Origin of the sequence: Roseateles sp., assembly GCF_044373315.1 — a bacterium.
Classification (GTDB): Bacteria; Pseudomonadota; Gammaproteobacteria; order Burkholderiales; family Burkholderiaceae_C; genus JACDQM01.
This window is the reverse complement of record NZ_JBILQK010000047.1, coordinates 1-16,762: the sequence shown is the minus strand read 5'-3', so window position 1 is coordinate 16,762 and position 16,762 is coordinate 1. Positions and strand designations below refer to the sequence as shown.

Genomic DNA, 16,762 nt, shown 5'->3' with positions numbered 1-16,762 from the left:
ACAAGTGTCGCCGAAAGTCAGGCCCCCTGGGCGCGAGGAATGCCCTCATGCTGGCGGTGCAGGTGCAGAGGGTTGGCCGCCTGCAAGGCCAGCGGCAGCAAGGCATCGGGGAAGCCCTGGTAGCAGACCGGGCGCAGGAAGCGCTCCATCGCCAGCGTGCCCACCGAGCTGTGCTGCGCATTACTGCTGGCCGGAAACGGCCCGCCATGCACCATCGCATGGCAGACCTCGACGCCAGTCGGCCAGCCGTTGACGATGATGCGGCCGGCGCGGCGCTCCAGCAGCGGCAGCAGCTGGTGGGCCAGCAGGTGATCGTCGGCGTCTAGCTGCAGCGTGGCGGTCAGCTGGCCGTCCAGCGCGTTCAGCACCGCTCGCAGCTCGCCGGCATCGCGGCAGCTCACCAGCAAGGCGCTGGGGCCGAAGCATTCCTCCTGCAACAGGGGGTTGGCCAGGAAGTCCGGCGCACTCACCTGGCTGAGGCGGGCCTGCGCCGCACCTTCGGCGGCCAGGCCAGCCGCCGCGCGCTGCACGCCGGGCTGCGCGTCCAGCTGCTCCAGACCTTGCGCGTAGGCGCGCTGGATTCCGGGCGTCAGCAGAGTGCCGGCGGCACGCGTCGCCAACGCCTGCGCTGCGGCCGCCACGAAGCGGTCCAGCGCAGGCGCTTCGACGGCCAGCAGCAAGCCCGGGTTGGTGCAGAACTGGCCGACGCCCAGCATCAGCGAGTCGACAAAGCCCTGCGCCAGGGTCTCGGCACGCGCGCTCAGCGCAGCCGGCAGCAGCAGAACCGGATTGACCGAACTCATCTCGGCGAACACCGGGACCGGCTGCGGCCGGGCCTGGGCCAGCGCCTGCAAGGCCAGGCCGCCACGGCGCGAGCCGGTGAAGCCGACCGCCTGGATGGCCGGATGCTGCACCAGTGCCTGGCCCAGCGCGGTGCCGGCGTCATGCAGCAACGAGAACACACCCGCCGGCAAGCCGGCCTCGGCCACCGCGCGCTGGATCACCCGGCCCACCAGCTCCGAAGTGCCCGGGTGCGCCGGATGGGCCTTGGCTACCACCGGGCAGCCGGCTGCCATTGCGGAAGCGGTGTCGCCACCGGCCACCGAGAAGGCCAGCGGAAAGTTGCTGGCGCCGAACACCGCCACCGGGCCGATGGCGATGCGCTGCGCGCGCAGGTCCGGCCGCGGCGGCTGGCGATCGGGCAAGGCTTCGTCCAGCCGGGCGCCTTGCCACTGGCCGGCACGCAACCAGTCGGCAAACAGGCGCAGCTGGTTGACGGTGCGCTGGCGCTCGCCCTGCAGGCGTACCAACGGCAGCGCGGTCTCCAGGTGGGCGCGCTCCAGCAGCGTATCGCCCAGCTCCAGCAGCCCCTCGCCGATGGCCTCCAGCAGCGCGGCGCGGCGCTCGGGCAGCAGCTTGCGGAACTCATCGAAGGCCTGCTCGGCCAGGCGGCAGGCGACGTCGACATCGGCGGCATCACCGCCACCGAAATGCGGTTCGAGCGCTTCGCCGCGCACCGGGCTGAAGGCCCTGAAGCTGCCCGCCTGACCCATGCGAGCCTGCGTGCCAATCAATTGCTCACCGGTGATCGTCGTCATGTTCATGCTCAGATGCTGGCGCCGATCTTGCGCAGCTGCGCGATCTGCGGCGCCTTGGACAGCCACAGATCGTCGAAGCTCTTGATCAACGGGGCGATATCCAGATTGGGTTCGGTCTTGATCGCAAACGGCACGGCCTTGAACTTCTCGATCAGGCCCAGTTCGGTGGTGACGATGTCCTTGATCTGCGCATCCAGGCTCTGGCGCACCAGCCCGCGGATCAGCTCCTTGTCCTTGCCATCCAGGCCCTGCCAGACGCGGCCCGAGACCAGAGGCGCGAAGGGCATGAACAGCGCATTCATCTGCAGCATGCCCTTTGCCACCTTGTCGAAGCGCTGGTTCCATGAGAACTCGATGTCGGCCTCCAGGCCGTCGACCTGACCGTTGGCCATCGCGTCGAACACCTGCGGCGTCGGGATCGGCGTCGGCGCGGCGCCCAGCGACTGGTAGAAGTCGCGGTAGACCGGCGTCGGGTTGATGCGCAGCTTCATGCCCTTGATGTCCTTGACGCTAGCGATCTCCTTGGTGGAGAACACCACGCGCATGCCGGTGATGCCCCAGCCCAGACCCACCGTGCCGGTTTCGCGTGGCAGCACCTCCAGCAGCTTGAGCGCGGCCTCGTGGCGCACCAGCTTGGCCACGTCGGTGGTGGAGCGCACCAGATACGGCGCGTTGATCGAGGCGATGCTGGCGACGCGCGAGCCCAGCTCGGCGGCCTGGATCCAGCCCATGTCCAGCGCGCCGGTCTGCAGCTGCTGCATCATCGCGGCCTCATTGCCGAGCTGGCCGGAATGGAACACGGTGGCGCTGAGGCGGCCGTTGGTTTCCTTCTTCAGCGTTTCGCCAAAGGCCAGCGCGGCGCGGTTCCAGGAGTGGCCGGCTGGCGTGATCAGGCCCAGGCGGAATTCCTTGCCCTGGGCGCGGGCCTGGCCGATGAAGGCGGGAGCCGCGAGCGCGGCACCGGCTTGGACGAAATGGCGACGGGTCAGACTGGACATGGCGAGGGCCTTTCGAGTGGGGTTGCTTACTTCAACAGGAAGAGAGAGAGGCTGGGGAACAGCGACAGCAGCACCAGCGCGACGCAACAGATGACGAAGAAGGGCAAGGTGACGAGGAACATCTTTCCGGGCTTGGCGCCGGTCACGGCGGCGGCCACGAAGAAGCTCAGGCCCACCGGCGGCGACATCAGGCCCAGCACCAGGTTGACCACCACCACCACGCCGAAATGGCGCGGATCGATGCCGTAGATCTCGGTGGCAATCGGCAGCAGGATAGGCACGGTCATGATCAGGCCGGGGATGCCGTCGATCACGGTGCCGATCACCAGCAGGATCACATTGGTGAGCAGCAGGAAGCTGACCGGGTCCTTGGCCACCGACTGGATCCAGCCAGCCGCCGCCTGCGGCACGCCGCCGTAGATCAGCAGCCAGGAGAACACCGCGGCGGCCGCCACCAGGAACAGCACGATGGCCGAGTAGACGGCGGCGCGCAGCAGGATCTGCGGCAGCATCGAGAAGCGGAACTCGCGTGTCACATAACGCCCTACCAACGCGGACACCACCGCGCCCACGGCGGCCGATTCGGTCGGGTTGGCGATGCCACCCAGGATGGAACCGACGATGACGATGGGGATCAGCAACGTCGGCGAGGCGCTGACGATGGTGAGCACGCGCTGGCGCAGCGTGCGTGGCTCGCTGCGCGGGTAGTTGTAGATCAGGCCCATGCAGGCGATCACCACGAAGAACAGCAGCGTCAGCAGGATGCCGGGCAGGATGCCGGCCATCAGCATGTCGCCCACCGCCACCTGAGCCAGCACGCTGTAGACCACGAACATCACCGAGGGCGGAATGATGGGTCCCAGCATGCCGCCGTAGACGGTGACGCCGGCGGCGAAGGTCCTGTCGTAGCCCGCCTTCTCCATCTCCGGCACCATGATCTTGGACATGATGGCCACCTGCGCGGTGGCCGAGCCGATGATGGAGGCCAGCATCATATTGGCCAGGATGTTGACGTAGGCCAGTCCGCCGCGCACCGAGCCGACGAAGCCCATCGCCAGCGCCACTAGGCGCCGCGTGATGCCGCCGCTGCTCATGATCTCACCGATCAGGATGAAGAGCGGGATCGCGATCAGGCCATAACTGTCCACGCCGCCGAACATCTGGCTGGGGAAGGACTGCAGCAGCACCGGATTGCCGGTGCTGAAGATGTAGACGATGCCCGACAGGCACAGGCAGATGCCGATGGGCACGCCCAGCAGCATCACGGCAAGGAAGAACAGGCTGGTTATCATGTGGGAGGCCTCTGCTGCTGCGCGCCGCGCCGTTCAGTTGACGGTTTCCTCGGCGCTGCCGAGGTCGAAGCCGACGATGGCGGCGCGCGGCTGCAGGCCGAGGTCTTCCACCAGATTGGCGGCCGCATGCGTGCTGAAGCCTAAGGCGAACAGCGGCAGGATCAGCTGCACCAGCCAGGTGGGCCAGTTCAGCGTCTGCGTGCGCTCGGTGTAGAGGAAGTTGAAGCTCTCGGCCGCATACTCCCTGGCATCAAAGCCGTAGCGCGCGATGCCCACCGGGTCCATCCACAGCCAGCACATCGCCAGCATGGCCAGGCCGAAGATCAGCACGCCCGCCGTGGCCAGCGCCTTGACGCGCCGCGCCATGCGCTCGCCCAGGTAGTCGGTCAGCAGCGTGACCGCGAAGTCCAGCCGCAGCCGCGTCATCGCCGAGGCGCCGACGAAGCACAGCCACACCACCAGATAGACCGCCGCCTCGTCCACCCAGTAGATCGGCACACCGCTGTAGCGGGTGACGACGTTAAGCAGGATCGTTAGCGTCAGCGCGCCCATCAGCAGCATCAGCGCCAGGCGCTCGACACGCAGGATGGCGGCCGAGGCCTGCTGCACCCAGCGGGCCCAGCCATGTTTCGGTGTGTGTTGAACGACGTCTTGCATGGTGCTGGGCTTGTGCTGGGGTGGGCCAAGGTCTGCCGCGAGACGTCAGTCCACCGAGCGGAATTGCTCGGGGCGGGTGGCCAGGGCCTTCTGCACCACGGCGGTGACGAACTCGCGCTCGGCGCCGATCAGCGGCAGGCGCGGGCGACGCATATGCTCGCTGCCCACGCCGACGAGTGCGTCGATCAGCTTGAGGTTCTGCACCAGCTTGTTGGACACATCCAAGTGAAGCATCGGCGTCATCCACTGATAGAGCTTCAGCGCCTCGGCCCACTGGCCGGCCTTCATCAAGTCATACAGCGCTACGGTCTCGCGCGGGAAGGCGCAGCCGACGCCGGCCAGCAGGCCGTCGCAGCCCAACGCCAGACCTTCATAAGCGAGGTCATCCACGCCCAGGAAGAGCTGATAGCGATCCCCCAGGGCATTGCGAAGATCGGTGATGCGGCGGATGTCGCCGGTGCTTTCCTTGATGGCCTCGATCCACTTGCAGTCGGCCAGTTCCTGCATGTGCTCAGGCTTCAGGTCCACGCGATAGGCCACCGGGTTGTTGTAGACCATCACCGGCTTCTGCGCGGCTTCGGCCATGGTGCGCACGTTCAGCATCGCTTCGCGCGCATCGGCCACATAGATAACCGAGGGCATCACCATGTAACCCGCCACGCCGGCCTTGTTGCAAGCCTCGATATAGCGCAGCGCCTCGCGGGTGCTGGTCTCGGAGACATTGGCCAGCACGGGGATGCGGCCGTCGGCGGCCTCCAGCGCGATGCGTGCAACCTCGACCTTTTCTTCCAGCGTCAGCGTGCTGGCCTCGCCCAGCGAGCCGCAGGTGACCAGGCCGTGGATGCCGTTGCGGATCTGGAAATCGATGTGCTTTGCCGTGCCTGCGGCATCGATGCGCTCATCGGCGAAGAACTTGGTGGTGACGGCCGGGAAGATGCCGGTCCAGCGGGCTTGACTCATGGTTTGCTGCTCCTGTTGCGCCTTGAGAAGTGGCGCTTGGGTTTAAATATATCAGCAGTATTTCTGTGAAATACTAGAGTAAACGCGCAGAGCGAGCACCCACCGCACCCGGAGGCATTGGCGCAATTCGGCACAGGTGGGAGGCGCGGACACCGGGCGACGAGGTGAGTGGGGTCAGGCGGGCCGATGTTGGGCATTCGTCGCGGGCCGAGCACGACCTTGCGCGAAGGCACCGGCTAAGGGGCGTAGCGAGGTCAAGGAGCAGCGGCGGCCCGCAGGGCCGCTGCGGGGGACACGAGCGCAGGACCTCAGCCGATGTCCTCGCTGCGCCATCACCCACTGCGCTCCTGAGAAACACAGCGCCCTGCTGTCGGCAAGAGCACGCAGGCGGCCTGATTCCGCTCGCGCTGCGCAGGACAGCGCCGGCAGCGCGCAAAGCAAACGACCCGATACCGCCTCTCGGCCGTATCGGGTCGCGCGGGCTTCAGAGGGCCCGGAACGCTGGCGTCAAGCTCAGGTCTTGGCGCTCTTCTTGGCGGCTGCCTTCTTGGCCGGCACCTTGGCGGCGCGCGGCTCGAACTCGAACATCACCTTGCCTTCCTTCTTGTCGTAGGCCAGGAAGGCCTTGAACTTGCGGCGGGTCTTGTTGGAGACGAAGTTCTCCAGCAGATCGGTCTTGCCCGCGCTCAGCAGCTTTTGCATCTGCTCAGCCTCAATGGGCTGCTGCAGGATGATCTTGCCGCTCTTGAAATCGCAGGTGACGTTGGCGCCGACCGCATGCTCGCAGACGTAGTTCGAGCCATGGTCGTAGACATGGCCCTGGCATTTGGGGCAGGCGCCGAGCGAAGCTTGGCCGCTGAAGTCCACCGGCTCGCCGGATTCGGCGGCCTTCTTGGCATCTTCGCCGAAGTCGAACTCCAGCTTCCAGTTGGCGATCTCGTCGTCGTAGACCAGGGCCAGCTCGGCCGTGAAGGGCCAGCCCGCCTTGGAGCGGAAGCCTTCCAGCGGGCCGATCTTCTTATCAGCCAGGAACTCCTCCACCTCATGCAGCTCGAAGCTGCGGCCGCCGGGGATCTTGCCGATGGAGAAGCCGCAGCCCTCCGAGCTTCCGTCCTTGCCGGTGCAGGTGAAGCGGCGGTAGTTCTCCTTCACGACGCCGCCGCACTTCGGGCAGGGCGCCTTGAGCGTGGCGTAGTCGCCCGGGATGGTGTCGCGGTCGTAGGACTTGGCCTTCTGTACAACCTTCTCGGTCATCGCGGCGATCTCGGCCATGAAGGCGTCGCGGTTCAGCCGGCCCTTCTCCATCTCGGCCAGCTTGAACTCCCAGTCGCCGGTCAGCTCGGGGCGGGTCAGCTCCTGCACGTCCAGGCCGCGCAGCAGCGTCATAAGCTGGAAGGCCTTGGCAGTGGGGATCAGCTCGCGGCCCTCGCGCAGCATGTACTTCTCGGTCAGCAGGCCTTCGATAGTGGCGGCGCGGGTGGCTGGCGTTCCCAGGCCCTTCTCTGCCATGGCCTCGCGCAGCTCGTCGTCGTCAATCAGCTTGCCAGCGCCTTCCATCGCCGACAGCAGTGTGGCTTCCGTGTAGCGCGCCGGCGGCTTGGTCTGCAGGCCCTTCACGTCCACGCTCTCGGTCGCCACCATCTCGCCCGGTGCCACGGCCACCAGATTGGCGTCGTCTTCCTGCACTTCCTTGCCGTAGACGGCCAGCCAGCCCGGCTTGACCAGCACCTTGCCGTTGGTCTGGAAGCTGAACTCCTTGCCCGCGGCCTTCACCGTGCTGATGCGCGTCGTGACCTGAAACTCGGCCGGCGGGAAGAACACCGCCAGGAAGCGCTTGACTACCAGGTCGTAGAGCTTGGCCTCGATGTCGGTCAGGCTTTTGGGCGCCTGCAAGGTCGGGATGATCGCAAAGTGATCCGACACCTTGGCGTTGTCGAAGACTTTCTTGGTGGGCTTGATGTAGCCGTTCTTGATCGCGGTCTTGGCATGCGCCGCCAGTTCGCGCAGCGGACCCGGCAGGTCTTCGCTTGCAATCATCTCGGCAGTCTGCTTGGCGACAGCCAGATAGTCCTCGGGCAGGAAGCGAGAGTCGGTTCGCGGGTAGGTCAGCACCTTGTGCTTCTCATACAGCGCCTGGGCCAGGCTCAGGGTGGTCTTGGCCGAGAAGCCGAAGCGCGAGTTCGCCTCACGCTGCAGCGTGGTCAGGTCGTAGAGGCCGCCGCAGCTGCTGGTGGTGGGCTTGCTCTCTTCGGTGACGTTGGCCGGCTGGCCCTGCACTGCAGCCGCGATCGCGTCGGCATCGGCGCGGCTCCAGAGCCGGTCGGCGCGCGCTTCGGCGTCCTCGCCCTTCTTGAACTTGGGATCGAACCACTTGCCCTCGTACTGCCCGGCCTGGGCATCGAAGGTGCCGCGCACTTCCCAGTAGTCGCGGAAGACATGCTTGCGGATCTTTTCCTCGCGCTCGACCACGATGGACAGCGTGGGCGTCTGCACCCGGCCAACCGTGGTCAGGAAGAAGCCGCCATCGCGCGAGTTGAAGGCCGTCATCGCCCGCGTGCCGTTGATGCCCACCAGCCAGTCGGCCTCGGAGCGGCAGCGCGCCGCATCGGCCAGCGGCAGCATCTGAGCATCACCGCGCAGTTTGTCGAAGCCGTCGCGGATCGCCTGCGGCGTCATCGACTGCAGCCACAGGCGCTGCACCGGCTTGTTGATCGCGGCCTTGGCCGTGCCGGCGTACTGCACGATCAGGCGGAAGATGAGCTCACCCTCGCGGCCCGCGTCACAGGCGTTGATCAGGCTTGTCACGTCCTTGCGGCGGATCAGCTTGACCAGGGCATTGAGCCGACCCTTGCTCTTGTCGATCGGGTTGAGGTCGAAGTGCGGCGGAATCACCGGCAGGTTGGCGAAGCTCCACTTGCCGCGTTTGACATCGAACTCGTCCGGCGCCTTGATCTCGACCAGATGGCCAACGGCGGAACTGACGACGTAGCCGTCGCTCTCGAAGTATTCGTCGTGCTTCTCGAACTTGCCCGCGGTGGGCGTCAGCGCACGCACGATGTCCTGCGCTACAGAAGGCTTCTCGGCAATGATCAGTGCTTTGCTCATGGTTCTTTCTTTGCAGCTTCCGGACAGACCCTGCCCATCTGCTGCCTACAATCCGGCCTCGCGCGCACGCACACGCACACATGTACACACGCGCGCGCACCCATGAATTCAATGTAACCAAGTCGAGAGATGACGCAAGACGATCCGCTCAGCCCCCGCTCCGGCCGACGCATCCAGGTGCGACGCTCCGGCGTCCACGGCCGCGGCGTCTACGCGATCGCGTCCATCGAGGCGGGCGACACGCTGATCGAATACACCGGCGAGCGCATCGACTGGGATGAGGCGCTGCGCCGCCATCCCCACGACCCCAAGCAGCCCAACCATACCTTCTACTTCCACCTCGACACCGGTCAGGTGATCGACGCGCTGCACGGCGGCAACAGCTCGCGCTGGATCAACCACAGCTGCGAGCCCAACTGCGAAGCAGAGGAAGACAAGGGCCGCGTCTTCATCAAGGCGCTGCGCGACATCCAGCCCGGCGAGGAGCTGTTCTACGACTACGGCCTGGTCATCGACGAGCGCTACACGGCCAAGCTGAAGAAGGAGTTCGCCTGCTATTGCGGCAGCCCGTTCTGCCGTGGCACGATGCTGACGCCGAAGAAGTAACCCGGCGGCAACGCACACCCTCAGCAACGTTCAGGCACGCGCATGGTCGAACACCAACAATGGGGCGTCGAAGCCCTGTGGCAGGAGCTGGAGCCCCTGCTGCCCGGCATCAGCATCGAAGTGCTGGCGCGGGTCGATTCCACCAATAACGCCTTGCTGGAGCGCGTACGCAGCGACGGCCGCCACCCCGGCGAGCGCAGCCCCTATGGCCGCCGCGCCAACGATCTGCAGCCCTGCCTGCTGGTGGCCGAGCACCAGACCCACGGCCGCGGCCGCATGGGCCGCACCTGGCACTCCAGCAGCAGCAGTTCGCTGACCTTTTCGCTGGCGCTCCCGATGGCCATGGCTGACTGGTCCGGCCTGTCGCTGGCGGTCGGTGTCGCCATCGCCGATGCACTGGACCCAGCCGGTCCGCAGGCACCGCGCCTGCAACTGAAGTGGCCCAACGACATCTGGCTGGACGGCGGCAAGCTGGGCGGCATCCTGATCGAGACGGTGGCCGCTGGAAGCCAACGCATTGCTGTCATCGGTATCGGGCTGAACATCAGCCAGCCCGCCGCCCCGGCCAATGAAGCGGCCTTCCAGACGGGTTACGCCAGCCTGGATGAGTTGACGCCGGGCATCAGCGCACCGCAGGTGCTGGCGCGCATCGCCAGGCCGCTGATCGAAACGCTGCTGGCCTTCCCGCAGCGCGGCTATGCCGCCTGGCAGCCTGCCTTCGAGCGGCGTGACCTGCTGAAAGACCAGAGCGTGACAGCCGGCGCGGTGGAAGGCGTCGCGCGAGGTACCAATGCGCAAGGCGAGCTGTTGATCGAAACCTCCACCGGGCTGCAGACCGTGGGCGGCGGCGAGGTCAGCGTCAGGCTGAGCCCCGATGCCGGCATCGGCAGCGCACGCTGATACGCTAGCGCCCATGCTGAGAACCCTCGTCGCGCTCCTGCTGCTGGCCAATGCCCTGTTCTTTGCCTGGACCCAGGGCTGGTTGGACCCCGTCATCGGCACGCATGGCCACAGCGGCCGCGAGCCGCATCGCATGCAGCTGGAGCAGCAGCGCGAGCGCCTGAGCATCCTGTCGCCGCAGGCCGTTACCGCGCTGCAGCAGCCGGTCTGCCTGGAGTTCGGCCCCTTTGGCAGCGATGAAGCCCTGCGTGGTGCCAAGGCTGCGCTGGAGCGCCTGAATCTGACACCCGCCGCCTGGCAGGTGGACAGCAGCGAACAACCCGCTGTCTGGGCGGTGGCGACCGCCAAGCTTGATTCCCGCGAACAGCTGAGCCGCAGGGAAGAAGCGCTCAAACGACTCAAGATCGACTACGAGCCCTTGACGGGCAAGCCCGACGAACAGCCCAGCCTGCTGCTGAGCCGCCACGCCAGCGAGGCCGCAGCCAGGGCCGCACTGGAGGCGCGCCGGCCGCTGCGAGACCTGCGTGTCTTGCAGCTGCAGCCGCCACAGCCGCGCCATCTGCTGCGCTTGGCCAGTGCCAATGGCCTGCTGGCGCGCCAGATCACCGACAGCCGCGACGCCAGCAAGGCGCTCGGCACGGCCAAGACCTGCATCGCTCCGGCAGCAAGTGCCGCCAACGGCGCCGCAACAGCAGTGCCGGCGGCCAGCGCGGCTTCGCGCTGAACGCCCCCTGAAAAAAAACAGCGCTGAAGCGGCGCTCGCCCGGGCTCAGCCCCGCGGCACCCGCGGCCGCAGCATCGCTGCAGCCAGGCCCAAGGCCAGCAGCCACAGGCCGCTCATCGCACCGCCGCCGCCGCCGCCCGCATCACCGGTGCTGGGGGTGGGCGTGGGCGGTGTCGGCGTGACCACCGCCGGCGAAACCGCAGCCACAGCGGCTGCAGCATCGAGCATGCCGGCACCGCAGGTGCTGGTGGTGCAGTAGCACTCCAGCTGCTCGGTCGAAGTCGGTGCCTTGCAGGCTGCGGGGGGCGTCTCGCCCGCCACGCCACCGCCCGTGCTCACGAAGGGCCGGACGGTGGACACCAGCGCGCTGCGCACCTGCGCGGGCGTCAGGCCCGGCTGCTGCGCCAGCATCAGCGCCACCGTACCCGCCACCAGGGGGGTCGAGAAACTGGTGCCCACGCCACTGGTGTAGTGATCATCAGCCAGCCGCGGGCCCTGCGTGCCACTGTTGCCGGTGCTGACAATGGGATAGAGGCAGGGGCCGCTGAGGTTCACGCAGTTTCCGCCCGGTGCGCTCAGCGTCACCTCAGGGCCGATGCTGGAGAAACCCACCTTGGTGCCCACATGGCGCAGACCGGTGACAGAGATGACATTGGGGCAGTTGCCCGGCAGCCCGACGGCCAGGCCGGCCGAGTTGCCCGCGGCCGCCACCACCACCACATTCATAGCCGTCAGCTCGGCGAGGGTCTCGCGGTACAGCACGCCGGTGCTGCTGGTCGCCGCGCAGCTGCCGCTGCTGCCCAGGCTCAGATTGAGCACCCGCGCTGCGTTCGGATTGGCCGGCAGCCCCGGCACGCTCAGGCCTACGGCCCAGCGCATGGCCGCGATGATGTCCGAGTCATAGCCGCCGCATTTGCCCAGCACCCGCATCGGCAGGATCTTGCTGTTCCAGGCCACACCGGCCATGCCCAGGCCGTTGTTGCTGGCTGCCGCGATCAGGCCGGCCACGCGCGTGCCATGCCAGGAGCTGTTGCTGACGTCATCGCTATTGCATTGGGAACCCAGCGTGCGCGCATCGACCTCGGCCTGCGTGACCCAGTCACCGGGGTCAGAGGCATCGGCATCGGCACGGTCGCCATCGTTGGCGATGGCCAGCGACAGGCTGCCAGCGCTGCCATAGCCCACCATGTCGTAGCCGCCGACGATCTGGCCGGCCAGGTCCGGATGATCCTTGCGGATGCCAGTGTCCAGCACCGCCACGATGACCGAGCTGCTGCCGGTGCTGCGATCCCAGGCCGCCGGCGCATTGATGCTGGAGACCACCTCGCTGGTGGGCGCGCGCAGATACCACTGGCCGGAAGCCGGGCCCTGCCCTGCCACGCCTGGTGGGTAGAGCGGATCGTTCGGAACCAGGGCTCGCTTGCGCAGCTGATCCACCGCCACCAGCTCCACCTCCGGATCGGCCGCCAGGCGCTTGGCCAGGGTCAGCGAGTCGATGCCGCGCGCCTTCACGACATGGGTGCGGGCGTCCAGGCTGAGTCCGGACTGCAGTCCCTTGGCAGACGCCATACCGCTGCGCAGCGCCAGCGCATGCGTGCGCTGCTGCGCAATGCTGCGCACTTCGGTCTCTCCGCTGCGCATCGATAAAGGCTTGGCCAGCACGCTCTGCGCCGTGGGCTTGAAGCGCACGATAACGCGCGCCTCGGTCTCATCGGCTGGCGCACCATGGGCAAGCCCAGCCAGCAACAAGCCCGCGCCGAGCAGCATGGTGCTCACTTTTCGCATGTCTTGCATCGTTTGAATCTCCCACCCGATATCCAAGTCCCGCGCAGTGTAGGTCGGCGCACGCGACCATTCTGTAAAGGATTGGCACAGTCCGCCGGCGAATGAAAAGAGGCCTTGCAAAGCAAGGCCTCTTCAGCTCGCCAGCGCCAGGCGCTGTGAACCCGAGTGGATTACTTGGCGACGACGCGCACCATCTCCAGCACCTTGTTGGAGTAACCCCACTCGTTGTCGTACCAGGACACCAACTTGACGAAGGTGCCGTCCAACGCGATGCCGGCGTCGGCGTCGAAGATCGAGGTGCGGGCATCGCCGCGGAAGTCGGTGGCGACCACCTTGTCCTCGGTGTAGCCCAGCACGCCCTTCATTGCGCCCTCGCTCTGGGCCTTCATCTCGGCGCAGATCTCGGCGTAGGTGGCGGCCGAGTTCAGCTCCACGGTCAGGTCGACCACCGACACATCGGAGGTCGGCACGCGGAAGCTCATGCCGGTCAGCTTCTTGTTCAGCTCGGGGATCACCACGCCCACGGCCTTGGCGGCGCCAGTGCTGCTGGGGATGATGTTTTCCAGGATGCCGCGGCCGCCGCGCCAGTCCTTGTTGGACGGGCCGTCGACGGTCTTCTGCGTGGCAGTGGCGGCGTGCACGGTGGTCATGAGGCCGCGCTTGATGCCCCACTTGTCGTTCATCACCTTGGCGATCGGTGCCAGGCAGTTGGTGGTGCAGGAAGCATTGGAGATGATGGCCTGGCCGGCGTAGCTCTTGTCGTTGACGCCGAACACGAACATTGGCGTGTCGTCCTTGGACGGCGCGGACATGATGACCTTCTTGGCGCCCGCAGCCAGGTGCTTCTCGCCGCCGGCCTTGTCCAGGAACAGGCCGGTCGCCTCGACGACGATGTCGGCGCCGATGTCGTTCCACTTCAGCGCAGCCGGGTCGCGCTCGGCGGTCAGGCGGATCTTCTTGCCGTTGACGACCAGGGTGTTGCCCTCGACCGAGACTTCGCCGTCGAAGCGGCCGTGCACGCTGTCGTACTTCAGCATATAGGCCAGGTAGTCGGGCTCCAGCAGGTCGTTGATGCCGACGACTTCAATGTCCTTGAAGTTCTTGATGGCGGCACGGAACACCATGCGGCCGATGCGGCCGAAGCCGTTGATACCGATCTTGATCGTCATGCGAGTCTCCTAATAAAAATCCGAAGGTTCAGAAAACGAAAAGGGGTGTCACCCGACACCCCCTGCGATCACTTGCGCTTGGCCTTCAAGCGGGCAGCGCCGATGGCCACCTTGACCGTGTCGGCCACGTTCTCGGCCGTGAAGCCGAAGTGCTTGAACAGCACGCCGGCCGGGGCCGATTCGCCGTAGGTGTCGATGCCGACCACGGCCGCGCAGCCGTACTTCCACCAGCCGTCGCTGACGCCCATCTCCACCGCCACGCGCGGCAGATTAGCGGGCAGCACGCTGCTCTTGTACTTGGCGTCCTGGCGGTCGAAAACATTGGTACTGGGCATGGAGACCACACGCGCCGCGATGCCGTCCTTGGCCAGCAGCTGTTGCGCATGCAGGGCCAGCTGCACTTCGGAGCCGGTGGCGATGATCACCACCTGCGCCTTCTTCTTCAGGCCCACTTCGCTGGGCTCGGCGAGCACATAGCCGCCCTTGGCGATGTCGTCCACCGCGGTCTTTGGCGCATAGGGCAGGTTCTGGCGGCTCAGCGCCAGCACGCTGGGGCGCTGCGCGTTGCCGATGGCCATGGTCCAGGCGACCACGGTCTCGGTGGTGTCGGCCGGGCGCCAGACATCCAGGCCCGGGATCAGGCGCAGGCTAGCCACATGCTCGATGGACTGGTGCGTCGGGCCGTCTTCGCCCAGACCGATGGAGTCATGCGTGAACACATGGACCACGCGCTGCTTCATCAGTGCAGCCATGCGGATGGCGTTGCGGCTGTAGTCGCTGAAGGTCAGGAAGGTGCCGCCGTAGGGGATGTAGCCGCCATGCAGCGCGATGCCGTTCATGATCGCGGCCATGCCGAACTCGCGAACGCCGTAGTTGATGTGGCGGCCGCCGTTGCTGGAACCATCGGCTTCCAAGCGGAAGGCCGGCGTGCTCTTGGTGTTGGTCAGGTTAGAGCCGGTCAGGTCGGCCGAGCCGCCGAGCAGCTCAGGCACTGCGGCGGTGAAGGCTTCCAGCGCCAGCTGGCTGGCCTTGCGGCTGGCCACGGTCTCGGCCTTGGTGTGGGCGGCAATCACGGCGTCCACCGCGGTCTGCGCGAAGTTGGCGGGCAGCACGCCGGCCATGCGGCGCGCGAACTCGGCGGCCAGCTCAGGGAAAGCGGTGGCATAGGCGTCGAAGCACTCGTCCCATGCCTTCTCGGCGGCAGCGCCAGCGGCCTTGGCATCCCAGTCGGCATAGACCTCCTGCGGAATCACGAAAGGCTCGTGCGTCCAGCCGATGGCTTCACGGGTCAGCTTGATTTCCTCGGCACCCAGCGGCTCGCCGTGGGCCTTGGCTGTGTTGGCGCGGTTCGGCGAGCCCTTGCCGATATGGGTCTTGGCGATGATCAGCGTGGGCTTCTCGCTACTCTTGCGGGCTTCGGCGATGGCGGCGTCGACAGCGTCCACATCATGGCCGTCCACCGAACCGATCACGTTCCAGCCGTAGGCCTGGAAGCGCTGCGCGGTGTTGTCGATGAACCAGGGCGCCACCTGGCCGTCGATCGAGATGCCGTTGTCGTCGTAGATGGCGATCAGCTTGTTGAGCTTCCAGGCGCCGGCCAGCGCGCAGGCCTCGTGGCTGATGCCTTCCATCAAGCAGCCATCGCCCAGGAACACATAGGTGTTGTGGTCGACGATGGCATGGCCATCGCGGTTGAATTCCTTGGCCAGCATCTTCTCGGCCAGCGCCAGGCCCACCGCATTCGTGATGCCCTGGCCCAGCGGACCGGTGGTCGTTTCCACGCCCGGTGTGATGCCCACTTCGGGGTGGCCCGGGGTCTTGCTGTGCAGCTGGCGGAAGGCCTTCAGCTCAGCGATTGGCAGTTCGTAGCCACTCAGGTGCAGCAGCGCGTAGATCAGCATCGAGCCATGGCCGTTGGACAGCACGAAGCGGTCGCGGTCGGCCCACAGCGGGTTCGTCGGGTTGTGCTTCAGGTGGCGACTCCACAGCGCCACGGCGATGTCGGCCATGCCCATGGGCGCGCCGGGGTGGCCGGAATTGGCTTGCTGCACGGCGTCCATGGCCAGTGCGCGAATGGCGTTGGCCATCAGGGTGGTGTTGCTTGCAGCGTTGTGAGCCATAGGAGATGCGTGCCGAAGTTGCGAAAAAACTGGAAGGAGAGAACCGGGGGTTCTCATGGCGCGCAAAGGCGCCAACCGAGGGATTTTACTTGCCCCCCGATCCGCAGCAGGCTTGATGCAAGGCAAGGCAAGGACGCCGGGCTCTGTCAGGCTCTCGACTGCAAAAGCGACGCAAACCCGGAGACCCCTCGATGAGCACCCCACTCACCCTGCGCATCATCCGCGACGAGCATGGCGCCTTGGCCGCCATGCTGCGCACCATTCCGCTGCTGCTGGCCGAGCACCGGCGCCAGGGCACGCTGCCCGATTTCGCCGCCTTGCGCGCGATGCTGTTCTATGTGGACGAGTTCCCCGAGCGCCTGCACCATCCGAAGGAAACCGAGCTGCTGTTCCCCAAGCTACGCGCCCGCGCGCCGGAACTGCGCGACACGCTGGACCGGCTCGATGCCGATCACGACCGGGGCGAACACGCCATCCGCGAACTGGAGCACAGCCTGCTGGCCTTCGAGATGCTGGGCGAAGCGCGTCGCGAGCGTTTCGAGCGGCAGGTGGAGCGCTACGTCGCGGCCTACCTGAAGCATATGGAGATCGAGGAACGCGAGATCCTGCCGGCGGCCCTGCGCCTGCTGAGCACGGAAGACTGGGACGACCTCGATGAGGCCTTTGCGGCCAACCGCGACCCGCTGACCGGACACAAGCCTGAGGAGACCTACCAAGGGCTGTTCCAGCGCATCCTCAGCCTGCTGCCCGCCCCACTGGGTCTGGGCAGCGCGAGGGGCTGAAAAGCATCACCGTCGCGCTTTAAAACCCCAGCCCGTGAGATTGTTCGCGGGCCGGCGCGCCCTGCA

Annotated in this window: 13 protein-coding genes; 4 read left to right on the top strand and 9 right to left on the bottom strand. The window is 66.6% G+C overall.

The genetic code is table 11. The features are described 5' to 3' along the window. Positions 1–17: 17 nt before the first annotated feature. The 6 genes from ACIQ67_RS12155 to ACIQ67_RS12130 all read right to left on the bottom strand — a co-directional run bounded on the left by ACIQ67_RS12155 (position 18) and on the right by ACIQ67_RS12130 (position 8,610). Positions 18–1,598: an aldehyde dehydrogenase (NADP(+)) gene (locus ACIQ67_RS12155; RefSeq protein ID WP_397534632.1), complete on the bottom strand. Its 1,581-nt coding sequence runs from the start codon at positions 1,596–1,598 to the stop codon at positions 18–20. A gap of 8 nt (positions 1,599–1,606) precedes the next feature. Then, positions 1,607–2,596, bottom strand: a complete 990-nt coding sequence (locus ACIQ67_RS12150) for a TRAP transporter substrate-binding protein (protein ID WP_397534631.1) — start codon at positions 2,594–2,596, stop codon at positions 1,607–1,609. Between the two features lie 26 nt (positions 2,597–2,622). Continuing rightward, a complete protein-coding gene (locus ACIQ67_RS12145; RefSeq protein ID WP_397534630.1) occupies positions 2,623–3,888 on the bottom strand; it encodes a TRAP transporter large permease in 1,266 nt (421 codons plus the stop codon). A gap of 33 nt (positions 3,889–3,921) precedes the next feature. Then, the gene (locus ACIQ67_RS12140; RefSeq protein WP_397534629.1) at positions 3,922–4,545 is read right to left on the bottom strand and encodes a TRAP transporter small permease; all 624 of its coding nucleotides are present in this window, start codon (positions 4,543–4,545) and stop codon (positions 3,922–3,924) included. Positions 4,546–4,590: 45 nt separating this feature from the next. Further along, positions 4,591–5,505, bottom strand: a complete 915-nt coding sequence (locus ACIQ67_RS12135) for a dihydrodipicolinate synthase family protein (RefSeq protein ID WP_397534628.1) — start codon at positions 5,503–5,505, stop codon at positions 4,591–4,593. Between the two features lie 513 nt (positions 5,506–6,018). Continuing rightward, entirely contained in the window at positions 6,019–8,610 is a 2,592-nt protein-coding gene (locus tag ACIQ67_RS12130; protein ID WP_397534627.1) for a DNA topoisomerase III, read from the bottom strand. Positions 8,611–8,739: 129 nt separating this feature from the next. Between ACIQ67_RS12130 and ACIQ67_RS12125 the strand changes: the two genes are divergently transcribed. The 3 genes from ACIQ67_RS12125 to ACIQ67_RS12115 are packed head-to-tail and all read left to right on the top strand — an operon-like array spanning position 8,740 to position 10,840. Continuing rightward, entirely contained in the window at positions 8,740–9,216 is a 477-nt protein-coding gene (locus tag ACIQ67_RS12125; protein ID WP_397534626.1) for an SET domain-containing protein, read from the top strand. Positions 9,217–9,258: 42 nt separating this feature from the next. Further along, on the top strand, positions 9,259–10,116 hold the full coding sequence (locus ACIQ67_RS12120; RefSeq protein WP_397534625.1) for a biotin--[acetyl-CoA-carboxylase] ligase: 858 nt from the start codon (positions 9,259–9,261) through the stop codon (positions 10,114–10,116). 13 nt (positions 10,117–10,129) lie between these two features. Next, complete coding sequence (locus tag ACIQ67_RS12115) at positions 10,130–10,840, top strand: hypothetical protein (protein ID WP_397534624.1); 711 nt, start codon at positions 10,130–10,132, stop codon at positions 10,838–10,840. Positions 10,841–10,885: 45 nt separating this feature from the next. Here ACIQ67_RS12115 and ACIQ67_RS12110 read toward each other — a convergent pair whose 3' ends face one another. From ACIQ67_RS12110 to tkt, 3 genes are all read right to left on the bottom strand, one after another. Beyond that, entirely contained in the window at positions 10,886–12,625 is a 1,740-nt protein-coding gene (locus tag ACIQ67_RS12110; protein ID WP_397534623.1) for a S8 family peptidase, read from the bottom strand. Positions 12,626–12,795: 170 nt separating this feature from the next. Further along, positions 12,796–13,794: a type I glyceraldehyde-3-phosphate dehydrogenase gene (gap, locus tag ACIQ67_RS12105; RefSeq protein WP_397534622.1), complete on the bottom strand. Its 999-nt coding sequence runs from the start codon at positions 13,792–13,794 to the stop codon at positions 12,796–12,798. A gap of 68 nt (positions 13,795–13,862) precedes the next feature. After that, positions 13,863–15,914: a transketolase gene (tkt, locus tag ACIQ67_RS12100; RefSeq protein ID WP_397534621.1), complete on the bottom strand. Its 2,052-nt coding sequence runs from the start codon at positions 15,912–15,914 to the stop codon at positions 13,863–13,865. Positions 15,915–16,105: 191 nt separating this feature from the next. Here tkt and ACIQ67_RS12095 point away from each other — a divergent pair, with 191 nt between their 5' ends. Next, on the top strand, positions 16,106–16,696 hold the full coding sequence (locus ACIQ67_RS12095; RefSeq protein ID WP_397534620.1) for a hemerythrin domain-containing protein: 591 nt from the start codon (positions 16,106–16,108) through the stop codon (positions 16,694–16,696). Positions 16,697–16,762: the final 66 nt, after the last annotated feature.